Origin of the sequence: Shigella sp. FC1544, assembly GCF_001722145.1 — a bacterium.
Lineage (GTDB): Bacteria > Pseudomonadota > Gammaproteobacteria > Enterobacterales > Enterobacteriaceae > Escherichia > Escherichia coli.
Genome location: NZ_MECT01000002.1, coordinates 1 through 14,199 on the forward strand (window position 1 = coordinate 1; position 14,199 = coordinate 14,199).

The following is a 14,199-nucleotide window of genomic DNA, read 5'->3' on the forward strand; positions in this document are numbered from 1 at the left end:
TCTGCATATCTGACACTTTGGTTCCCACTACTTATTTGGTGGACACCACTTTGTCTAATTCGTCAGATTCTGACCAGACGGTTCAGGCTGTACGCTTACGCTAATCTTGAACCATCAACAATTCAAGAATAGCCGCAAAATGTTGTCATTACAACAAGGCGGCTATATGACGCTCGCGAAGTTTGCCATGATTTTCTGGCACGACCTGGCAGCACCGATCCTGGCGGGGATTATTACCGCAGCGATTGTCGGCTGGTGGCGTAACCGGAAGTAAGGTGAAAACGGGCGTCAGGCTGCCGTGATGGCAATATGCGCCCGAAACCGGCCGCAGGGGTAACAGCCTGCGGCCTTTTTTGTATCTGGCACCCATGAAAAAAGTCTTAACGCAGAACGCTAAGACTTTATTTTTCAAGCAAAAAAAATTACTTGCTGGTATCCAGTTCTTCGAAACCTTTCACCAGATCATCAATCGCTTTCATCTGCTTGAGGAACGGTTCCAGTTTAGCCAGCGGCAGCGCGGATGGACCATCACATTTCGCATGTTCCGGATCCGGATGCGCTTCAATAAACAGCCCCGCCAGACCTACCGCCATACCGGCTCGTGCCAGCTCAGCCACCTGAGCACGACGACCACCGGAAGCTGCGCCAAACGGATCGCGGCATTGCAGTGCGTGGGTCACGTCGAAAATCACCGGCGAGTTACCAGACACTTTCTTCATAATGCTGAAGCCCAGCATATCGACAACCAGGTTGTCATAGCCGAAGTTAGCACCACGATCGCAAAGAATCACTTTTTCGTTGCCGCCTTCTTTGAATTTATCAACGATATTACCCATCTGTCCCGGGCTGACAAACTGTGGTTTCTTGACGTTAATTACCGCACCGGTTTTCGCCATGGCTTCAACCAGGTCAGTCTGGCGAGCAAGAAACGCCGGCAACTGAATCACATCCACGACATCAGCAACGGGCTGTGCCTGACTTGGTTCGTGAACGTCGGTGATAATTTTCACGCCAAAAGTCTGCTTCAACTCCTGGAAGATTTTCATCCCTTCTTCCAGGCCCGGTCCACGATAAGAGTGGATGGAGGAGCGGTTGGCTTTGTCAAAAGAGGCTTTGAACACGTAAGGGATACCCAGTTTCTGGGTCACAGTTACGTAGTGCTCGCAAATGCGCATCGCCAGATCGCGAGATTCCAGCACGTTCATACCGCCAAACAGTACGAACGGCAGGTCATTTGCTACGTTGATGTCGCCAATGCTAACCACTTTTTGTTTCATAGGATCGCCTTAATCTTGAGTAAAATGTCGATTAATTAATGCAGCACAATATGTTTATGCGCGATGTTATTTATTTGCGCAAGGATCATTTCGCTGATCGGGTCTTCCGGACACTGTTCAACGAAATAACTTAAATCGTTCAACGCAACGTGTTCGCAATCCAGTTGCGCATAAATCAACCCGCGATCGCGAATTTCATAGGGATCTTCAGGGTTGAATTGTAATAAAGCTTCGCTGGTGCGTAACGCCAGCTCCATCTGATTTTCTTCCATCAACGAGGCTTTGAGTGTATCCAGCAATTTGCGGATTACCTCAATGTTATCAGCTTCATCAAGGTCTTCATAAAACAGTTCCGCCGACGGGCTGATATTTCCCTTTAACCATACGTCCAGCATATGTTCGCTTAACGATTCACCGTTAAAAGGATTAATCAGCCAAATTTCGCCATCCGGACATTCAATGCGCAATATCAGCTGCGTAGGGAAAATCACCGGCAGCAGCGGCAAATCGAGACGATTCGCGACCCATAATAAAACCGCACCTAATGATACCGCACTGCCCTGTCGATTCTTTAACACCTGGTCCAGCCATAATGCATCGGAAAGACGATAAACGCCGCGTGAGGCTTTAAATCCCCAGTCGCCGTAAAACAGCGCGATCAGTTTTTCCAGCTGCTCTTCTAAAGGCAGAAGCTGGCTGATTTCTTCCTTCGCCAGACTAACGAGACGCTCCAGTTCGTCGTAAACATCTTGCGAGGGAAAATCGCGGCGGATTGCTTCGCAAGCCAGGATCATGCCTTCGCACAATGGCGCTTTATTAAATTCGAAATCAGCTAACGATCTCATGACTTACCCCAGTAACGGTACTTTTGTGGTGGCGAGTTTAATGATGATGTACAGCACCACCAACGCCAGCGGGAAGGCAATAATGCGCGCCTGCTGACTGTGCATACGACGATAATCGAGTGCAATAAAACCCAAAACGATATAAATGATAACTCCAAACAGCTTTTCAGTCAGCCACTGTGCCTGCCCGGAAAATGGCAGGATGTGCGCTTTAGCCATCAACGCAATGCCGCTTAACAATAACACCGTATCGACAACCGGCGGCACAATGCGCGTCCAGCGAGCAAATGCCTGTGGATGCTTCTGATAACGTAGCCAGAAACGTAAGGTTAATAGCCCAACAGAAAGCGCGATACTAATAAGATGAACACTAAGCAGTGTAGAAAAACTTGTCATTGATAATAGCGGCCGAGCGTTACGCGCTCGTTATCACCATAGTCACGGCAGGTTTCGACGTCATGATACCCCGCGAGGATAAATGCTTGTCGCACCGCTTCGCCCTGCTGCCAGCCATGTTCCAGAAGCAGAAAGCCGCCGGATACCAGCGCGTTACGCGACTGTTCGATGATATGCACGATGTCTGCCATTCCACTGTCTGCCGCAACCAGCGCAGTGAGCGGCTCAAAGCGGACATCGCCTTGTTGAAGATGTGGGTCCTGCTCGTCAATATACGGCGGATTGCTGACAATCATCGCAAACTGCTGCCCGGCTAGCGCGCTAAACCAGTCGCTTTGCAGAATGTGGATATTTTTGATCGCCAGATGCTGGGCATTACGTTGTGCCAGGGAGACAGCATCAGGCATACGATCTACAGCGATAATTTCGCAGTCCGGGCGCTCGCTAGCCAGCGCAAGCGCAATCGCCCCGGTACCCGTCCCGAGATCAAGAATACGGCAAGGTTGTTCAGGCAACCGCGCCAGTGCCTGCTCCACCAGACACTCCGTATCCGGGCGCGGAATTAAGGTCGCTGGCGAAACAAATAACGGCAACGACCAGAATTCTCGCACCCCGGTTAAATGAGCAATGGGTTCACCATCGCGACGACGTGTCAGTAGCGCATCAAGTTGCTGACATTGTTCGTCAGTCAGCTGCGTTTCACCAAAGGCGAGAATAAAAGTACGCCCTCTGCCGGTAACATGCTCCAGCAGGATTTCAGCATCACGCCGCGGGCTTTCGCTCGCCTGAAGTTGGCTTATTGCTTCACGTAACCAGTGTTGATATTCCATTATTCCTGCTCGGACAACGCCGCCAGTTGGTCGGCCTGATGTTCCTGGATAATCGGTTCAATCAGCATATCCAGCTTACCTTCCATCACTTCATCCAGGCGGTAGAGCGTCAGGTTGATGCGGTGATCGGTAACGCGCCCCTGCGGGAAATTGTAAGTACGGTTACGGTCGCTGCGATCGCCACTCCCCAGCAGGTTACGACGGGTAGACGCTTCGGCCTGTTGGCGTTTTGCCATTTCAGCAGCGTGGATGCGAGCACCGAGCACTGAAAGCGCCTTCGCTTTGTTTTTATGTTGTGAACGTTCATCCTGACATTCAACAACAATCCCGGTCGGCAAGTGAGTAATACGAATTGCCGAATCGGTGGTGTTAACGTGCTGACCACCCGCCCCTGACGAGCGGAAAGTATCAATGCGTAAATCTGCTGGGTTGATGTCCGGCAGTTCTGCGTCAGGCAGTTCTGGCATTACCGCAACGGTACAAGCAGAAGTATGAATACGACCCTGCGATTCCGTAGCAGGAACACGCTGCACGCGATGACCGCCAGATTCAAATTTCAGACGACCATACACACCATCACCGCTAATTTTGGCGATGATCTCTTTATAACCACCATGTTCACCCTCGCTGGCGCTCATGATTTCTACCCGCCAGCGGCGGGCTTCGGCGTAACGGCTGTACATACGGAACAGATCGCCTGCGAACAGCGCCGCTTCGTCGCCGCCGGTTCCGGCTCGGACTTCGAGGAAGGCGTTACGTTCGTCATCAGGATCTTTTGGCAGTAACAGAACCTGTAATTGCTGTTCCAGTTGCTCGCTTTTTTCTTTAGCTTTGCGCAGTTCATCCTGCGCCATCTCACGCATTTCAGGATCATCGAGCATCATCTGTGCGGTTTCGATATCTTCCTGAACCTGTTGCCAGTCGGTAAAACAGCGCGAAACATCACTTAACTGCGCATATTCGCGTGATAATGCGCGAAAACGTTCCTGGTCGGCGATAGTTTGCGCGTCACCCAGCAACGCCTGAACTTCTTCATGGCGTTCATGCAGGGCTTCCAGTTTGGCAACGATAGAAGGCTTCATAGGCGTAAATGCACCCTGTAAAAAAAGAAAATGATGTACTGCTACTCCAGCCCGAGGCTGTCGCGCAGAATATTCAGGCGTTCGTTATCCCCGTCACGGGCGGCCTGTTGAAGTGATTTCGTTGGCGCATGGATCAAGCGGTTAGTCAGTTTCCATGCCAGATCCTGCATAATGGCTTGCGCGTCGCCGCCCTGCTCAAGGGCCGCTAACGCTTTGGCGGTTAACTCATCGCGAACGTGCTCTGCCTGGCTGCGATACTCGCGAATGGTTTCGCTGGCGCTTTGTGCTCGCAGCCACGCCATAAATTCGCTGGTTTCCTGAGCGACAATAGTTTCCGCCTCAACCGCTGCGGCTTTACGCTGCGCCAGGTTGTGCGAAATGATGCTTTGCAGATCGTCCACACTATAAAGATAAGCATTCGCCAGTTTGCCAACTTCCGGCTCAACATCGCGCGGAACGGCAATATCCACCAACAGCATTGGTTGGTTACGACGACTTTTTAATGCGCGCTCCACCATGCCTTTCCCGATAATCGGTAACGGGCTGGCGGTGGAACTGATGATGATATCGGCTTCGCGCAGACGTTCGTCGATCTCACTCAGGGCAATCACTTCCGCGCCAACTTCATCTGCCAGAATTTGGGCACGTTCGCGAGTGCGGTTGGCGATAATCATCTTCTGTACTTTATGTTCGCGCAGATGACGCGCTACCAGCTCGATGGTTTCGCCCGCGCCTACCAGCAACACTGTGACCGTAGAGAGCGATTCAAAGATCTGCCGCGCCAGCGTACAAGCCGCAAAAGCGACAGACACAGCACTGGCACCGATATCTGTTTCAGTGCGAACGCGTTTCGCTACAGAGAAAGATTTCTGGAACATGCGTTCCAGTTCGCTGGCCTTCATATGACCTTTTTGCGAATCGGCAAACGCTTTTTTAACCTGACCGAGGATCTGCGGCTCCCCAAGAACCAGTGAATCCAGGCCGCTGGCAACACGCATTAAATGGCTAACCGCGTCGTTATCCTGATGCCAGTAGAGGCTTTTACGCAGATCTTCTTCATTAAGATTGTGATAATCGCAAAGCCAGCGGATTAACGCCTCTTGCAGGTTATCCTGCTCTTCAACGCTAAGATAAAGTTCCGTGCGGTTGCACGTCGACAGCACCACGCCGCCCTGCACCATCGGCTGCGCAAGCAGGCTGTCAAGCGCCTGATCGAGCTTATCCGGCGAAAACGATACACGTTCTCGCAGCGATACAGGTGCCGTTTTATGGTTGATACCGAGTGCTAAAAGGGTCATGTCTGCGGGAAATAATACCAACGTTGATAGGGTTAGTCTGCTTGCATCATACAGGATGCGTAAGATCAATAAAAGAGAGCGCCCCCTTTTGGAGTAATTGCCGAAAGCCGTTAGATTCTGGCAATTAAGACAACTTGAACATAGACGATAGCGGACGGTAACGCTAGCATTAAGGGTTATAACTGCAACGTATCTCAAGGACTTGTCATCACTATGCCCCTGCCCGATTTTCGTCTTATCCGCCTGCTACCGCTGGCTGCTCTTGTGCTCACTGCCTGTTCCGTTACCACGCCCAAAGGTCCTGGCAAAAGCCCGGATTCGCCACAATGGCGTCAGCATCAGCAAGACGTGCGCAATCTTAATCAGTATCAGACTCGCGGCGCGTTCGCTTATATTTCTGACCAACAAAAAGTGTACGCCCGCTTTTTCTGGCAGCAAACCGGCCAGGATCGCTACCGTCTGCTGCTCACTAACCCATTGGGCAGCACGGAACTGGAGCTGAATGCTCAACCGGGTAACGTGCAGTTAGTCGACAATAAAGGTCAGCGTTATACCGCCGATGACGCCGAAGAGATGATTGGCAAATTGACCGGAATGCCAATTCCGCTCAACAGCTTGCGCCAGTGGATTTTAGGTTTACCGGGTGATGCAACCGACTACAAACTGGACGACCAGTACCGCCTGAGCGAAATTACCTACAGCCAGAATGGCAAAAACTGGAAGGTTGTTTATGGTGGTTATGACACCAAAACGCATCCTGCGATGCCAGCCAATATGGAACTCACCGACGGTGGTCAACGCATCAAGTTAAAAATGGATAACTGGATAGTGAAATAATGCGGACACAGTGGCCCTCTCCGGCAAAACTTAATCTGTTTTTATACATTACCGGTCAGCGTGCGGATGGTTACCACACGCTGCAAACGCTGTTTCAGTTTCTTGATTACGGCGACACCATCAGCATTGAGCTTCGTGACGATGGGGATATTCGTCTGTTAACGCCCGTTGAAGGCGTGGAACATGAAGATAACCTGATCGTTCGCGCAGCGCGATTGTTGATGAAAACTGCGGCAGACAGCGGGCGTCTTCCGACGGGAAGCGGTGCGAATATCAGCATTGACAAGCGTTTGCCGATGGGCGGCGGTCTCGGCGGTGGTTCATCCAATGCCGCGACGGTCCTGGTGGCATTAAATCATCTCTGGCAATGCGGGCTAAGCATGGATGAGCTGGCGGAAATGGGGCTGACGCTGGGCGCAGATGTTCCTGTCTTTGTTCGGGGGCATGCCGCGTTTGCCGAAGGCGTTGGTGAAATACTAACGCCGGTGGATCCGCCAGAGAAGTGGTATCTGGTGGCGCACCCTGGTGTAAGTATTCCGACTCCGGTGATTTTTAAAGATCCTGAACTCCCGCGCAATACGCCAAAAAGGTCAATAGAAACGTTGCTAAAATGTGAATTCAGCAATGATTGCGAGGTTATCGCAAGAAAACGTTTTCGCGAGGTTGATGCGGTGCTTTCCTGGCTGTTAGAATACGCCCCGTCGCGCCTGACTGGGACAGGGGCCTGTGTCTTTGCTGAATTTGATACAGAGTCTGAAGCCCGCCAGGTGCTAGAGCAAGCCCCGGAATGGCTCAATGGCTTTGTGGCGAAAGGCGTTAATCTTTCCCCATTGCACAGAGCCATGCTTTAAGCCGGGCAAGCTGAGTTTCGGTGACAACGTCACCTTGTTCCAGACGTTGCATCGCGCTCTTTAATACACCGCCTGGAAAGGATCATGCCTGGCCCGCACAGTTTTCGGCAGATTCTTTCCACCAATGGACGCATGCCTGAGGTTCTTCTCGTGCCTGATATGAAGCTTTTTGCTGGTAACGCCACCCCGGAACTAGCACAACGTATTGCCAACCGCCTGTACACTTCACTCGGCGACGCCGCTGTAGGTCGCTTTAGCGATGGCGAAGTCAGCGTACAAATTAATGAAAATGTACGCGGTGGTGATATTTTCATCATCCAGTCCACTTGTGCCCCTACTAACGACAACCTGATGGAATTAGTCGTTATGGTTGATGCCCTGCGTCGTGCTTCCGCAGGTCGTATCACCGCTGTTATCCCCTACTTTGGCTATGCGCGCCAGGACCGTCGCGTCCGTTCCGCTCGTGTACCAATCACTGCGAAAGTGGTTGCAGACTTCCTCTCCAGCGTCGGTGTTGACCGTGTGCTGACAGTGGATCTGCACGCTGAACAGATTCAGGGTTTCTTCGACGTTCCGGTTGATAACGTATTTGGTAGCCCGATCCTGCTGGAAGACATGCTGCAGCTGAATCTGGATAACCCAATGGTGGTTTCTCCGGACATCGGCGGCGTTGTGCGTGCCCGCGCTATCGCTAAGCTGCTGAACGATACCGATATGGCAATCATCGACAAACGTCGTCCGCGTGCGAACGTTTCCCAGGTGATGCATATCATCGGTGACGTTGCAGGTCGTGACTGCGTACTGGTCGATGATATGATCGACACTGGCGGTACGCTGTGTAAAGCTGCTGAAGCTCTGAAAGAACGTGGTGCTAAACGTGTATTTGCGTACGCGACTCACCCGATCTTCTCTGGCAACGCGGCGAACAACCTGCGTAACTCTGTAATTGATGAAGTCGTTGTCTGCGATACCATTCCGCTGAGCGATGAAATCAAATCACTGCCGAACGTGCGTACTCTGACCCTGTCAGGTATGCTGGCCGAAGCGATTCGTCGTATCAGCAACGAAGAATCGATCTCTGCCATGTTCGAACACTAATCGAACCCGGCTCAAAGACCCGCTGCGGCGGGTTTTTTTGTCTGTAATATCCATTTGTATGACCTATGCCTCCTTCACCTGCCATTTAGTTGACAGATGATGCGCTCACGGATGAAACATTATTGTGAACAAAATATTTTCCTCACATGTGATGCCTTTCCGCGCTCTGATCGACGCTTGCTGGAAAGAAAAATATACTGCCGCACGGTTTACCCGTGACCTGATTGCCGGGATAACCGTCGGGATTATTGCTATCCCGCTGGCGATGGCGTTGGCTATTGGTAGTGGTGTGGCACCCCAGTACGGTTTATATACCGCAGCTGTTGCGGGGATTGTCATTGCTCTGACGGGTGGGTCACGCTTTAGCGTTTCCGGTCCGACTGCGGCATTTGTGGTAATTCTCTATCCCGTGTCGCAACAGTTTGGACTGGCAGGACTGCTGGTTGCGGCCTTGCTGTCGGGGATCTTTTTGATTCTGATGGGTCTGGCACGCTTTGGTCGCCTGATTGAGTATATTCCGGTTTCCGTCACCTTAGGTTTCACCTCGGGTATCGGGATCACCATCGGTACCATGCAGATTAAAGATTTTCTCGGTCTGCAAATGGCCCATGTCCCGGAACATTATCTACAAAAAGTCGGCGCATTATTTATGGCGCTGCCGACCATTAATGTGGGTGATGCTGCCATTGGCATTGTGACGCTAGGTATTCTTGTTTTTTGGCCGCGTCTGGGCATTCGTTTACCCGGTCACCTTCCGGCCTTGCTGGCTGGTTGCGCGGTGATGGGGATTGTTAACCTGCTCGGCGGACATGTTGCTACCATCGGTTCGCAATTCCACTACGTCCTGGCCGATGGTTCTCAGGGTAACGGTATTCCGCAACTGCTGCCGCAACTGGTGCTGCCGTGGGATCTGCCTAATTCAGAATTCACGCTAACCTGGGATTCTATTCGCACACTGCTGCCTGCGGCATTCTCAATGGCAATGCTCGGCGCAATCGAATCTCTGCTCTGCGCCGTGGTACTGGATGGTATGACCGGGACGAAACACAAGGCGAACAGCGAACTGGTTGGACAGGGACTGGGGAATATTATCGCTCCATTCTTTGGTGGTATTACCGCTACAGCTGCCATCGCGCGTTCTGCCGCTAACGTCCGTGCCGGGGCAACTTCCCCTATCTCAGCGGTGATCCACTCTATTCTGGTTATTCTTGCCCTGCTGGTACTGGCACCGCTGCTCTCCTGGCTGCCGCTTTCCGCTATGGCAGCCCTGCTGTTGATGGTGGCGTGGAACATGAGTGAAGCGCATAAAGTGGTCGACTTGCTGCGTCATGCACCGAAAGATGACATCATTGTCATGCTGCTGTGCATGTCGCTGACCGTGCTGTTTGATATGGTTATTGCCATCAGCGTGGGGATCGTGCTGGCATCGCTGCTGTTTATGCGTCGTATCGCACGTATGACTCGCCTGGCACCGGTAGTCGTAGATGTTCCAGACGATGTTCTGGTACTGCGCGTTATTGGCCCGCTGTTTTTTGCTGCTGCTGAAGGCTTGTTCACGGACCTGGAGTCACGTCTTGAAGGCAAACGGATTGTGATTCTGAAGTGGGATGCCGTTCCGGTACTTGATGCTGGTGGTCTTGATGCGTTCCAGCGTTTTGTGAAGCGTCTGCCCGAAGGATGTGAACTGCGCGTGTGCAACGTGGAATTCCAGCCACTGCGCACTATGGCTCGCGCAGGCATTCAACCGATCCCGGGACGCCTCGCGTTCTTCCCGAATCGTCGCGCGGCGATGGCGGATTTATAAGTACGAGATTGACCAGTCAGCGCAAACTGACTGGTCAGCAAACTGCATTATTTGTTAGCTATGACGGCGATTATCGCTACGGCGGCAACGTTTGTCATAGTGGCGAACCCACCAGTAACGGTCGCACACCTGTTCATGCCCGCCAACACGGGCACCCGCCAGCCAGAGAATGGCACCGACGAAAATACTTAGCACTGCACCATGTGCGAAATACTGGGGCATATTAAACTGTGGTAACTGGTTGAGGATTGAATACCCCACGCCGACCACCATTACCACCAGACCCAACCCCATGAGCACGTTACCGAGTAACGAAGCGTTTTTGCGTTTCATATGTCACCTCCGGAACTTTCTGGGTTGTAACAGGGAATACCCCTCTTCCTTATGTGTAAAGTATAGACAACACCCTGTGGGTTATGTGCGGGCGTGATCACAATTACAACCCTTATTTCAACAAAACTTTACAAATAAACGCCTGAACACCTTGACTTTCTAATAGTCCACTCAGGCAATTATTACGTTATCTGCATTTGATACGCAGTTTTTTGTCAAGCGGGGCCGCAACCAGTAAACTACGCGCCAGTTATGTACACACTCAGGACAAAAAAACGTGACGATTAAATTGATTGTCGGCCTGGCGAACCCCGGTGCTGAATACGCCGCAACGCGACATAATGCTGGTGCCTGGTTCGTTGACTTACTGGCAGAGCGTTTGCGCGCTCCGCTGCGCGAAGAGGCTAAATTCTTTGGTTATACTTCGCGAGTCACTCTTGGAGGCGAAGATGTCCGCCTGTTAGTCCCGACTACATTTATGAATCTCAGCGGCAAAGCCGTTGCGGCGATGGCCAGTTTTTTCCGCATTAATCCGGACGAAATTCTGGTGGCCCACGACGAACTGGATCTGCCTCCTGGCGTCGCCAAATTTAAATTGGGCGGTGGCCATGGTGGTCACAATGGACTGAAAGACATCATCAGTAAATTGGGTAATAACCCTAACTTTCACCGTTTACGCATCGGAATCGGTCATCCGGGCGATAAAAATAAAGTTGTCGGTTTTGTGTTAGGCAAACCGCCTGTTAGTGAACAGAAGTTAATTGATGAAGCCATTGACGAAGCGGCGCGTTGTACTGAAATGTGGTTTACAGATGGCTTGACCAAAGCAACGAACCGATTGCACGCCTTTAAAGCGCAATAAGTCGTTGTCTGCGGCATTTTTGCCGAGTGCCGTGTATAATAGGCAAAGTTATTTCCATTTCTGCAATCTGTTAGCAATAACAGGTTGATTATTAAGATATTAAGGTGATTTAAATCATGGGATTCAAATGCGGTATCGTCGGTTTGCCCAACGTCGGGAAATCTACCCTGTTCAACGCGCTGACCAAAGCCGGTATTGAAGCGGCCAACTTTCCATTCTGCACCATTGAGCCGAACACAGGCGTCGTACCAATGCCTGATCCTCGCCTGGATCAACTGGCTGAAATCGTAAAACCGCAGCGTACGCTTCCCACGACCATGGAATTTGTCGATATCGCCGGTCTGGTAAAAGGCGCATCGAAAGGCGAAGGTCTGGGTAACCAGTTCCTGACCAACATCCGTGAAACCGAAGCGATCGGTCACGTTGTTCGCTGCTTTGAAAATGACAACATCATTCACGTTTCCGGCAAAGTTAACCCGGCTGACGATATTGAAGTTATCAACACCGAACTGGCGCTGGCAGACCTCGACACCTGCGAACGTGCGATTCATCGCGTACAGAAGAAAGCCAAAGGTGGCGATAAAGACGCGAAAGCTGAGCTGGCGGTCCTGGAAAAATGCCTGCCCCAGTTGGAAAATGCAGGTATGCTGCGCGCGCTGGATTTAAGCGCTGAAGAGAAAGCGGCTATTCGTTACCTGAGCTTCCTGACGCTGAAACCAACAATGTACATCGCCAACGTCAACGAAGACGGTTTTGAAAACAACCCATATCTTGACCAGGTGCGTGAAATCGCGGCGAAAGAAGGTTCTGTTGTGGTTCCGGTTTGTGCTGCTGTTGAAGCAGACATTGCCGAACTGGACGACGAAGAACGTGACGAGTTTATGCAGGAGCTTGGGCTGGAAGAGCCGGGCCTGAACCGTGTGATCCGTGCCGGTTATAAGCTGCTGAACCTGCAAACTTACTTCACCGCTGGGGTGAAAGAAGTGCGTGCATGGACCATTCCGGTTGGAGCAACCGCGCCGCAGGCAGCGGGCAAAATCCATACTGATTTTGAAAAAGGCTTTATCCGTGCACAAACCATCTCGTTTGAAGATTTCATCACTTACAAAGGTGAACAAGGCGCGAAAGAAGCAGGCAAAATGCGTGCAGAAGGTAAAGATTACATCGTGAAAGATGGCGATGTGATGAACTTCCTTTTCAACGTCTAATTAATTTATTGTCTCATGAGGTTTCGCTAAATCTCATGAAGAGCGCAAAAGTATATAAAATCCACGCAATTGCGTGGATTTTTCATTTCACCGAGTCCTAATCATTCTTGTAACATCCTACACTTTTGTGCTTATTGCCTATAGTGAACCACGAGAATAATTAAAGACATAAGTGTTCAGATGACGGATATCTCATTAGCAGTGATATAACGTAAGTTTTTGTATCACTACACATCAGCCACCTTCACAGCTGATCAAAATTGATCACGCTCCAATATGCTGGCAAGATGAAAATGATAACCAGTAGCACAATAACAACGATAGGCCAGAAAACCCATTGACCAAAAATGAATATCGATGTTTTTTGCTTTTTCTTATTAGTAATGCAAAAATGGCGCATATTGTTTTTGTTATGCAGATACATCAAGCGAAATTCCCATAACTAATTAGGATTATTACAAAAAATCTTCACCAAATTTTTTAACCGCTGTTTGTTGTAATATTTTTGCCATATTTATAGTAACGAATTGGAATAAGTAACGACAACTTAGGGAATAACTCGATATAAACTCACCTTTGTAAGGGGGATGTTAAATATATATTAATTCCTGTGTTCCTGATTTTGCCCGGTAATAGAGAATTATTCTCTGAGAAGCTCATCATGATTGCACCATACAAATATCATGATGATAAGAGGATATTATTCATTGATTTAAACAAAATGACAAAATCCATAGACCCATAGTCTGGGTACTATATAGGAGTGGTATGGGCATCAAACAACACAATGGGAATACCAAAGCAGATCGTCTCGCTGAATTAAAAATCCGTTCGCCCTCAATTCAACTGATAAAATTTGGCGCTATTGGTTTGAATGCAATTATCTTTTCCCCCCTGCTGATAGCTGCTGATACAGGAAGTCAATATGGCACCAATATTACTATTAATGATGGTGACAGAATTACAGGAGATACCGCCGATCCATCAGGAAACCTCTATGGTGTAATGACCCCAGCAGGAAACACGCCTGGCAATATCAACCTGGGTAATGATGTCACCGTCAATGTCAACGACGCCTCTGGATATGCAAAAGGAATCATTATTCAGGGCAAAAACAGCTCCCTGACAGCTAACCGACTCACAGTAGATGTTGTTGGTCAAACCTCTGCCATCGGCATTTGAGGTGTACTGGCAATAGCGGACACTACCATTTGTTCTTTTTTTAAGCAGCCATCTGATGATATTTTTCCCTGAAGGCTGCCGGGGAGATATTCCCCAGACGAGAGTGACGACGCTGACGATTGTAGAAAATCTCAATGTATTCCCGTATTACTGAGATGGCTTCATCCCGGTTATTAAAACGATAGTGGCTCAGGCTCTCATTTTTCAGCGTTCCCCAGAAGCTTTCCATCGGAGCGTTGTCGTAACAGTTACCTTTACGCGACATTGATGTTTTCAGACCAGACTGCTCCTGTATG

Annotated in this window: 15 protein-coding genes and 1 pseudogene; 8 read left to right on the forward strand and 8 right to left on the reverse strand. The window is 50.2% G+C overall.

Going from position 1 to position 14,199, the window contains the following annotated elements:
* The first annotated feature begins 166 nt into the window (after positions 1-166).
* Positions 167-274 carry a type I toxin-antitoxin system toxin Ldr family protein gene (locus BGK49_RS00080; protein ID WP_000170926.1) on the forward strand — a complete coding sequence of 36 codons (108 nt, stop codon included), beginning with the start codon at positions 167-169 and terminating at the stop codon, positions 272-274.
* A 148-nt stretch (positions 275-422) separates the two neighbouring features.
* Here the strand turns inward: BGK49_RS00080 and kdsA are convergent, their stop codons facing one another.
* The 6 genes from kdsA to hemA are packed head-to-tail and all read right to left on the reverse strand — an operon-like array spanning position 423 to position 5,728.
* Entirely contained in the window at positions 423-1,277 is an 855-nt protein-coding gene (gene kdsA / locus BGK49_RS00085; protein ID WP_000811065.1) for a 3-deoxy-8-phosphooctulonate synthase, read from the reverse strand.
* A gap of 35 nt (positions 1,278-1,312) precedes the next feature.
* Positions 1,313-2,122: an invasion regulator SirB1 gene (sirB1, locus tag BGK49_RS00090; RefSeq protein ID WP_001257043.1), complete on the reverse strand. Its 810-nt coding sequence runs from the start codon at positions 2,120-2,122 to the stop codon at positions 1,313-1,315.
* 3 nt (positions 2,123-2,125) lie between these two features.
* Entirely contained in the window at positions 2,126-2,518 is a 393-nt protein-coding gene (sirB2, locus tag BGK49_RS00095) for an invasion regulator SirB2 (protein ID WP_000200378.1), read from the reverse strand.
* Positions 2,515-3,348 carry a peptide chain release factor N(5)-glutamine methyltransferase gene (gene prmC / locus BGK49_RS00100; protein WP_000456467.1) on the reverse strand — a complete coding sequence of 278 codons (834 nt, stop codon included), beginning with the start codon at positions 3,346-3,348 and terminating at the stop codon, positions 2,515-2,517. Before prmC ends, sirB2 begins: the two co-directional genes overlap by 4 nt.
* On the reverse strand, positions 3,348-4,430 hold the full coding sequence (gene prfA, locus BGK49_RS00105) for a peptide chain release factor 1 (protein WP_000804740.1): 1,083 nt from the start codon (positions 4,428-4,430) through the stop codon (positions 3,348-3,350). The genes prmC and prfA overlap by 1 nt, the downstream gene beginning before the upstream one ends.
* Before the next feature lie 41 nt (positions 4,431-4,471).
* Positions 4,472-5,728 carry a glutamyl-tRNA reductase gene (hemA, locus tag BGK49_RS00110; RefSeq protein WP_000173200.1) on the reverse strand — a complete coding sequence of 419 codons (1,257 nt, stop codon included), beginning with the start codon at positions 5,726-5,728 and terminating at the stop codon, positions 4,472-4,474.
* 213 nt (positions 5,729-5,941) lie between these two features.
* Between hemA and lolB the strand changes: the two genes are divergently transcribed.
* The 4 genes from lolB to dauA all read left to right on the forward strand — a co-directional run bounded on the left by lolB (position 5,942) and on the right by dauA (position 10,318).
* Positions 5,942-6,565 (forward strand): lipoprotein insertase outer membrane protein LolB, encoded by a 624-nt coding sequence (gene lolB / locus BGK49_RS00115; protein ID WP_001130690.1) that lies wholly within the window; start codon positions 5,942-5,944, stop codon positions 6,563-6,565.
* Positions 6,565-7,416, forward strand: a complete 852-nt coding sequence (gene ispE / locus BGK49_RS00120) for a 4-(cytidine 5'-diphospho)-2-C-methyl-D-erythritol kinase (protein WP_001260333.1) — start codon at positions 6,565-6,567, stop codon at positions 7,414-7,416. Before lolB ends, ispE begins: the two co-directional genes overlap by 1 nt.
* Positions 7,417-7,566: 150 nt before the next feature.
* Complete coding sequence (prs, locus tag BGK49_RS00125; RefSeq protein WP_005028479.1) at positions 7,567-8,514, forward strand: ribose-phosphate diphosphokinase; 948 nt, start codon at positions 7,567-7,569, stop codon at positions 8,512-8,514.
* 124 nt (positions 8,515-8,638) lie between these two features.
* Complete coding sequence (gene dauA / locus BGK49_RS00130; protein ID WP_001033335.1) at positions 8,639-10,318, forward strand: C4-dicarboxylic acid transporter DauA; 1,680 nt, start codon at positions 8,639-8,641, stop codon at positions 10,316-10,318.
* 54 nt (positions 10,319-10,372) lie between these two features.
* On the opposite strand, the gene ychH is transcribed toward dauA, so the two are convergent.
* Entirely contained in the window at positions 10,373-10,651 is a 279-nt protein-coding gene (gene ychH / locus BGK49_RS00135) for a stress-induced protein YchH (RefSeq protein WP_000823885.1), read from the reverse strand.
* A 277-nt stretch (positions 10,652-10,928) separates the two neighbouring features.
* Between ychH and pth the strand changes: the two genes are divergently transcribed.
* The 3 genes and pseudogenes from pth to BGK49_RS00155 all read left to right on the forward strand — a co-directional run.
* Positions 10,929-11,513, forward strand: a complete 585-nt coding sequence (pth, locus tag BGK49_RS00140) for an aminoacyl-tRNA hydrolase (protein WP_000152933.1) — start codon at positions 10,929-10,931, stop codon at positions 11,511-11,513.
* 116 nt (positions 11,514-11,629) lie between these two features.
* Positions 11,630-12,721, forward strand: a complete 1,092-nt coding sequence (gene ychF / locus BGK49_RS00145; RefSeq protein WP_000505866.1) for a redox-regulated ATPase YchF — start codon at positions 11,630-11,632, stop codon at positions 12,719-12,721.
* A 768-nt stretch (positions 12,722-13,489) separates the two neighbouring features.
* A pseudogene (locus BGK49_RS00155) lies at positions 13,490-13,900 on the forward strand (hypothetical protein); the annotation flags it as partial.
* 43 nt (positions 13,901-13,943) lie between these two features.
* On the opposite strand, the gene BGK49_RS00160 reads toward BGK49_RS00155, so the two are convergent.
* A partial coding sequence (locus BGK49_RS00160; RefSeq protein WP_140443768.1) for an integrase core domain-containing protein occupies positions 13,944-14,199 on the reverse strand: 256 nt, incomplete at its 5' end.

Bases quoted from the DNA above. Each gene is read 5' to 3' on its own strand.
- ychH (WP_000823885.1), bottom strand. From the start codon at position 10,651: ATGAAACGCAAAAACGCTTCGTTACTCGGTAACGTGCTCATGGGGTTG.
- kdsA (WP_000811065.1), bottom strand. From the start codon at position 1,277: ATGAAACAAAAAGTGGTTAGCATTGGCGACATCAACGTAGCAAATGAC.
- lolB (WP_001130690.1), top strand. From the start codon at position 5,942: ATGCCCCTGCCCGATTTTCGTCTTATCCGCCTGCTACCGCTGGCTGCT.
- prmC (WP_000456467.1), bottom strand. From the start codon at position 3,348: ATGGAATATCAACACTGGTTACGTGAAGCAATAAGCCAACTTCAGGCG.
- BGK49_RS00080 (WP_000170926.1), top strand. From the start codon at position 167: ATGACGCTCGCGAAGTTTGCCATGATTTTCTGGCACGACCTGGCAGCA.
- sirB1 (WP_001257043.1), bottom strand. From the start codon at position 2,122: ATGAGATCGTTAGCTGATTTCGAATTTAATAAAGCGCCATTGTGCGAA.
- hemA (WP_000173200.1), bottom strand. From the start codon at position 5,728: ATGACCCTTTTAGCACTCGGTATCAACCATAAAACGGCACCTGTATCG.
- ychF (WP_000505866.1), top strand. From the start codon at position 11,630: ATGGGATTCAAATGCGGTATCGTCGGTTTGCCCAACGTCGGGAAATCT.
- ispE (WP_001260333.1), top strand. From the start codon at position 6,565: ATGCGGACACAGTGGCCCTCTCCGGCAAAACTTAATCTGTTTTTATAC.
- sirB2 (WP_000200378.1), bottom strand. From the start codon at position 2,518: ATGACAAGTTTTTCTACACTGCTTAGTGTTCATCTTATTAGTATCGCG.
- prfA (WP_000804740.1), bottom strand. From the start codon at position 4,430: ATGAAGCCTTCTATCGTTGCCAAACTGGAAGCCCTGCATGAACGCCAT.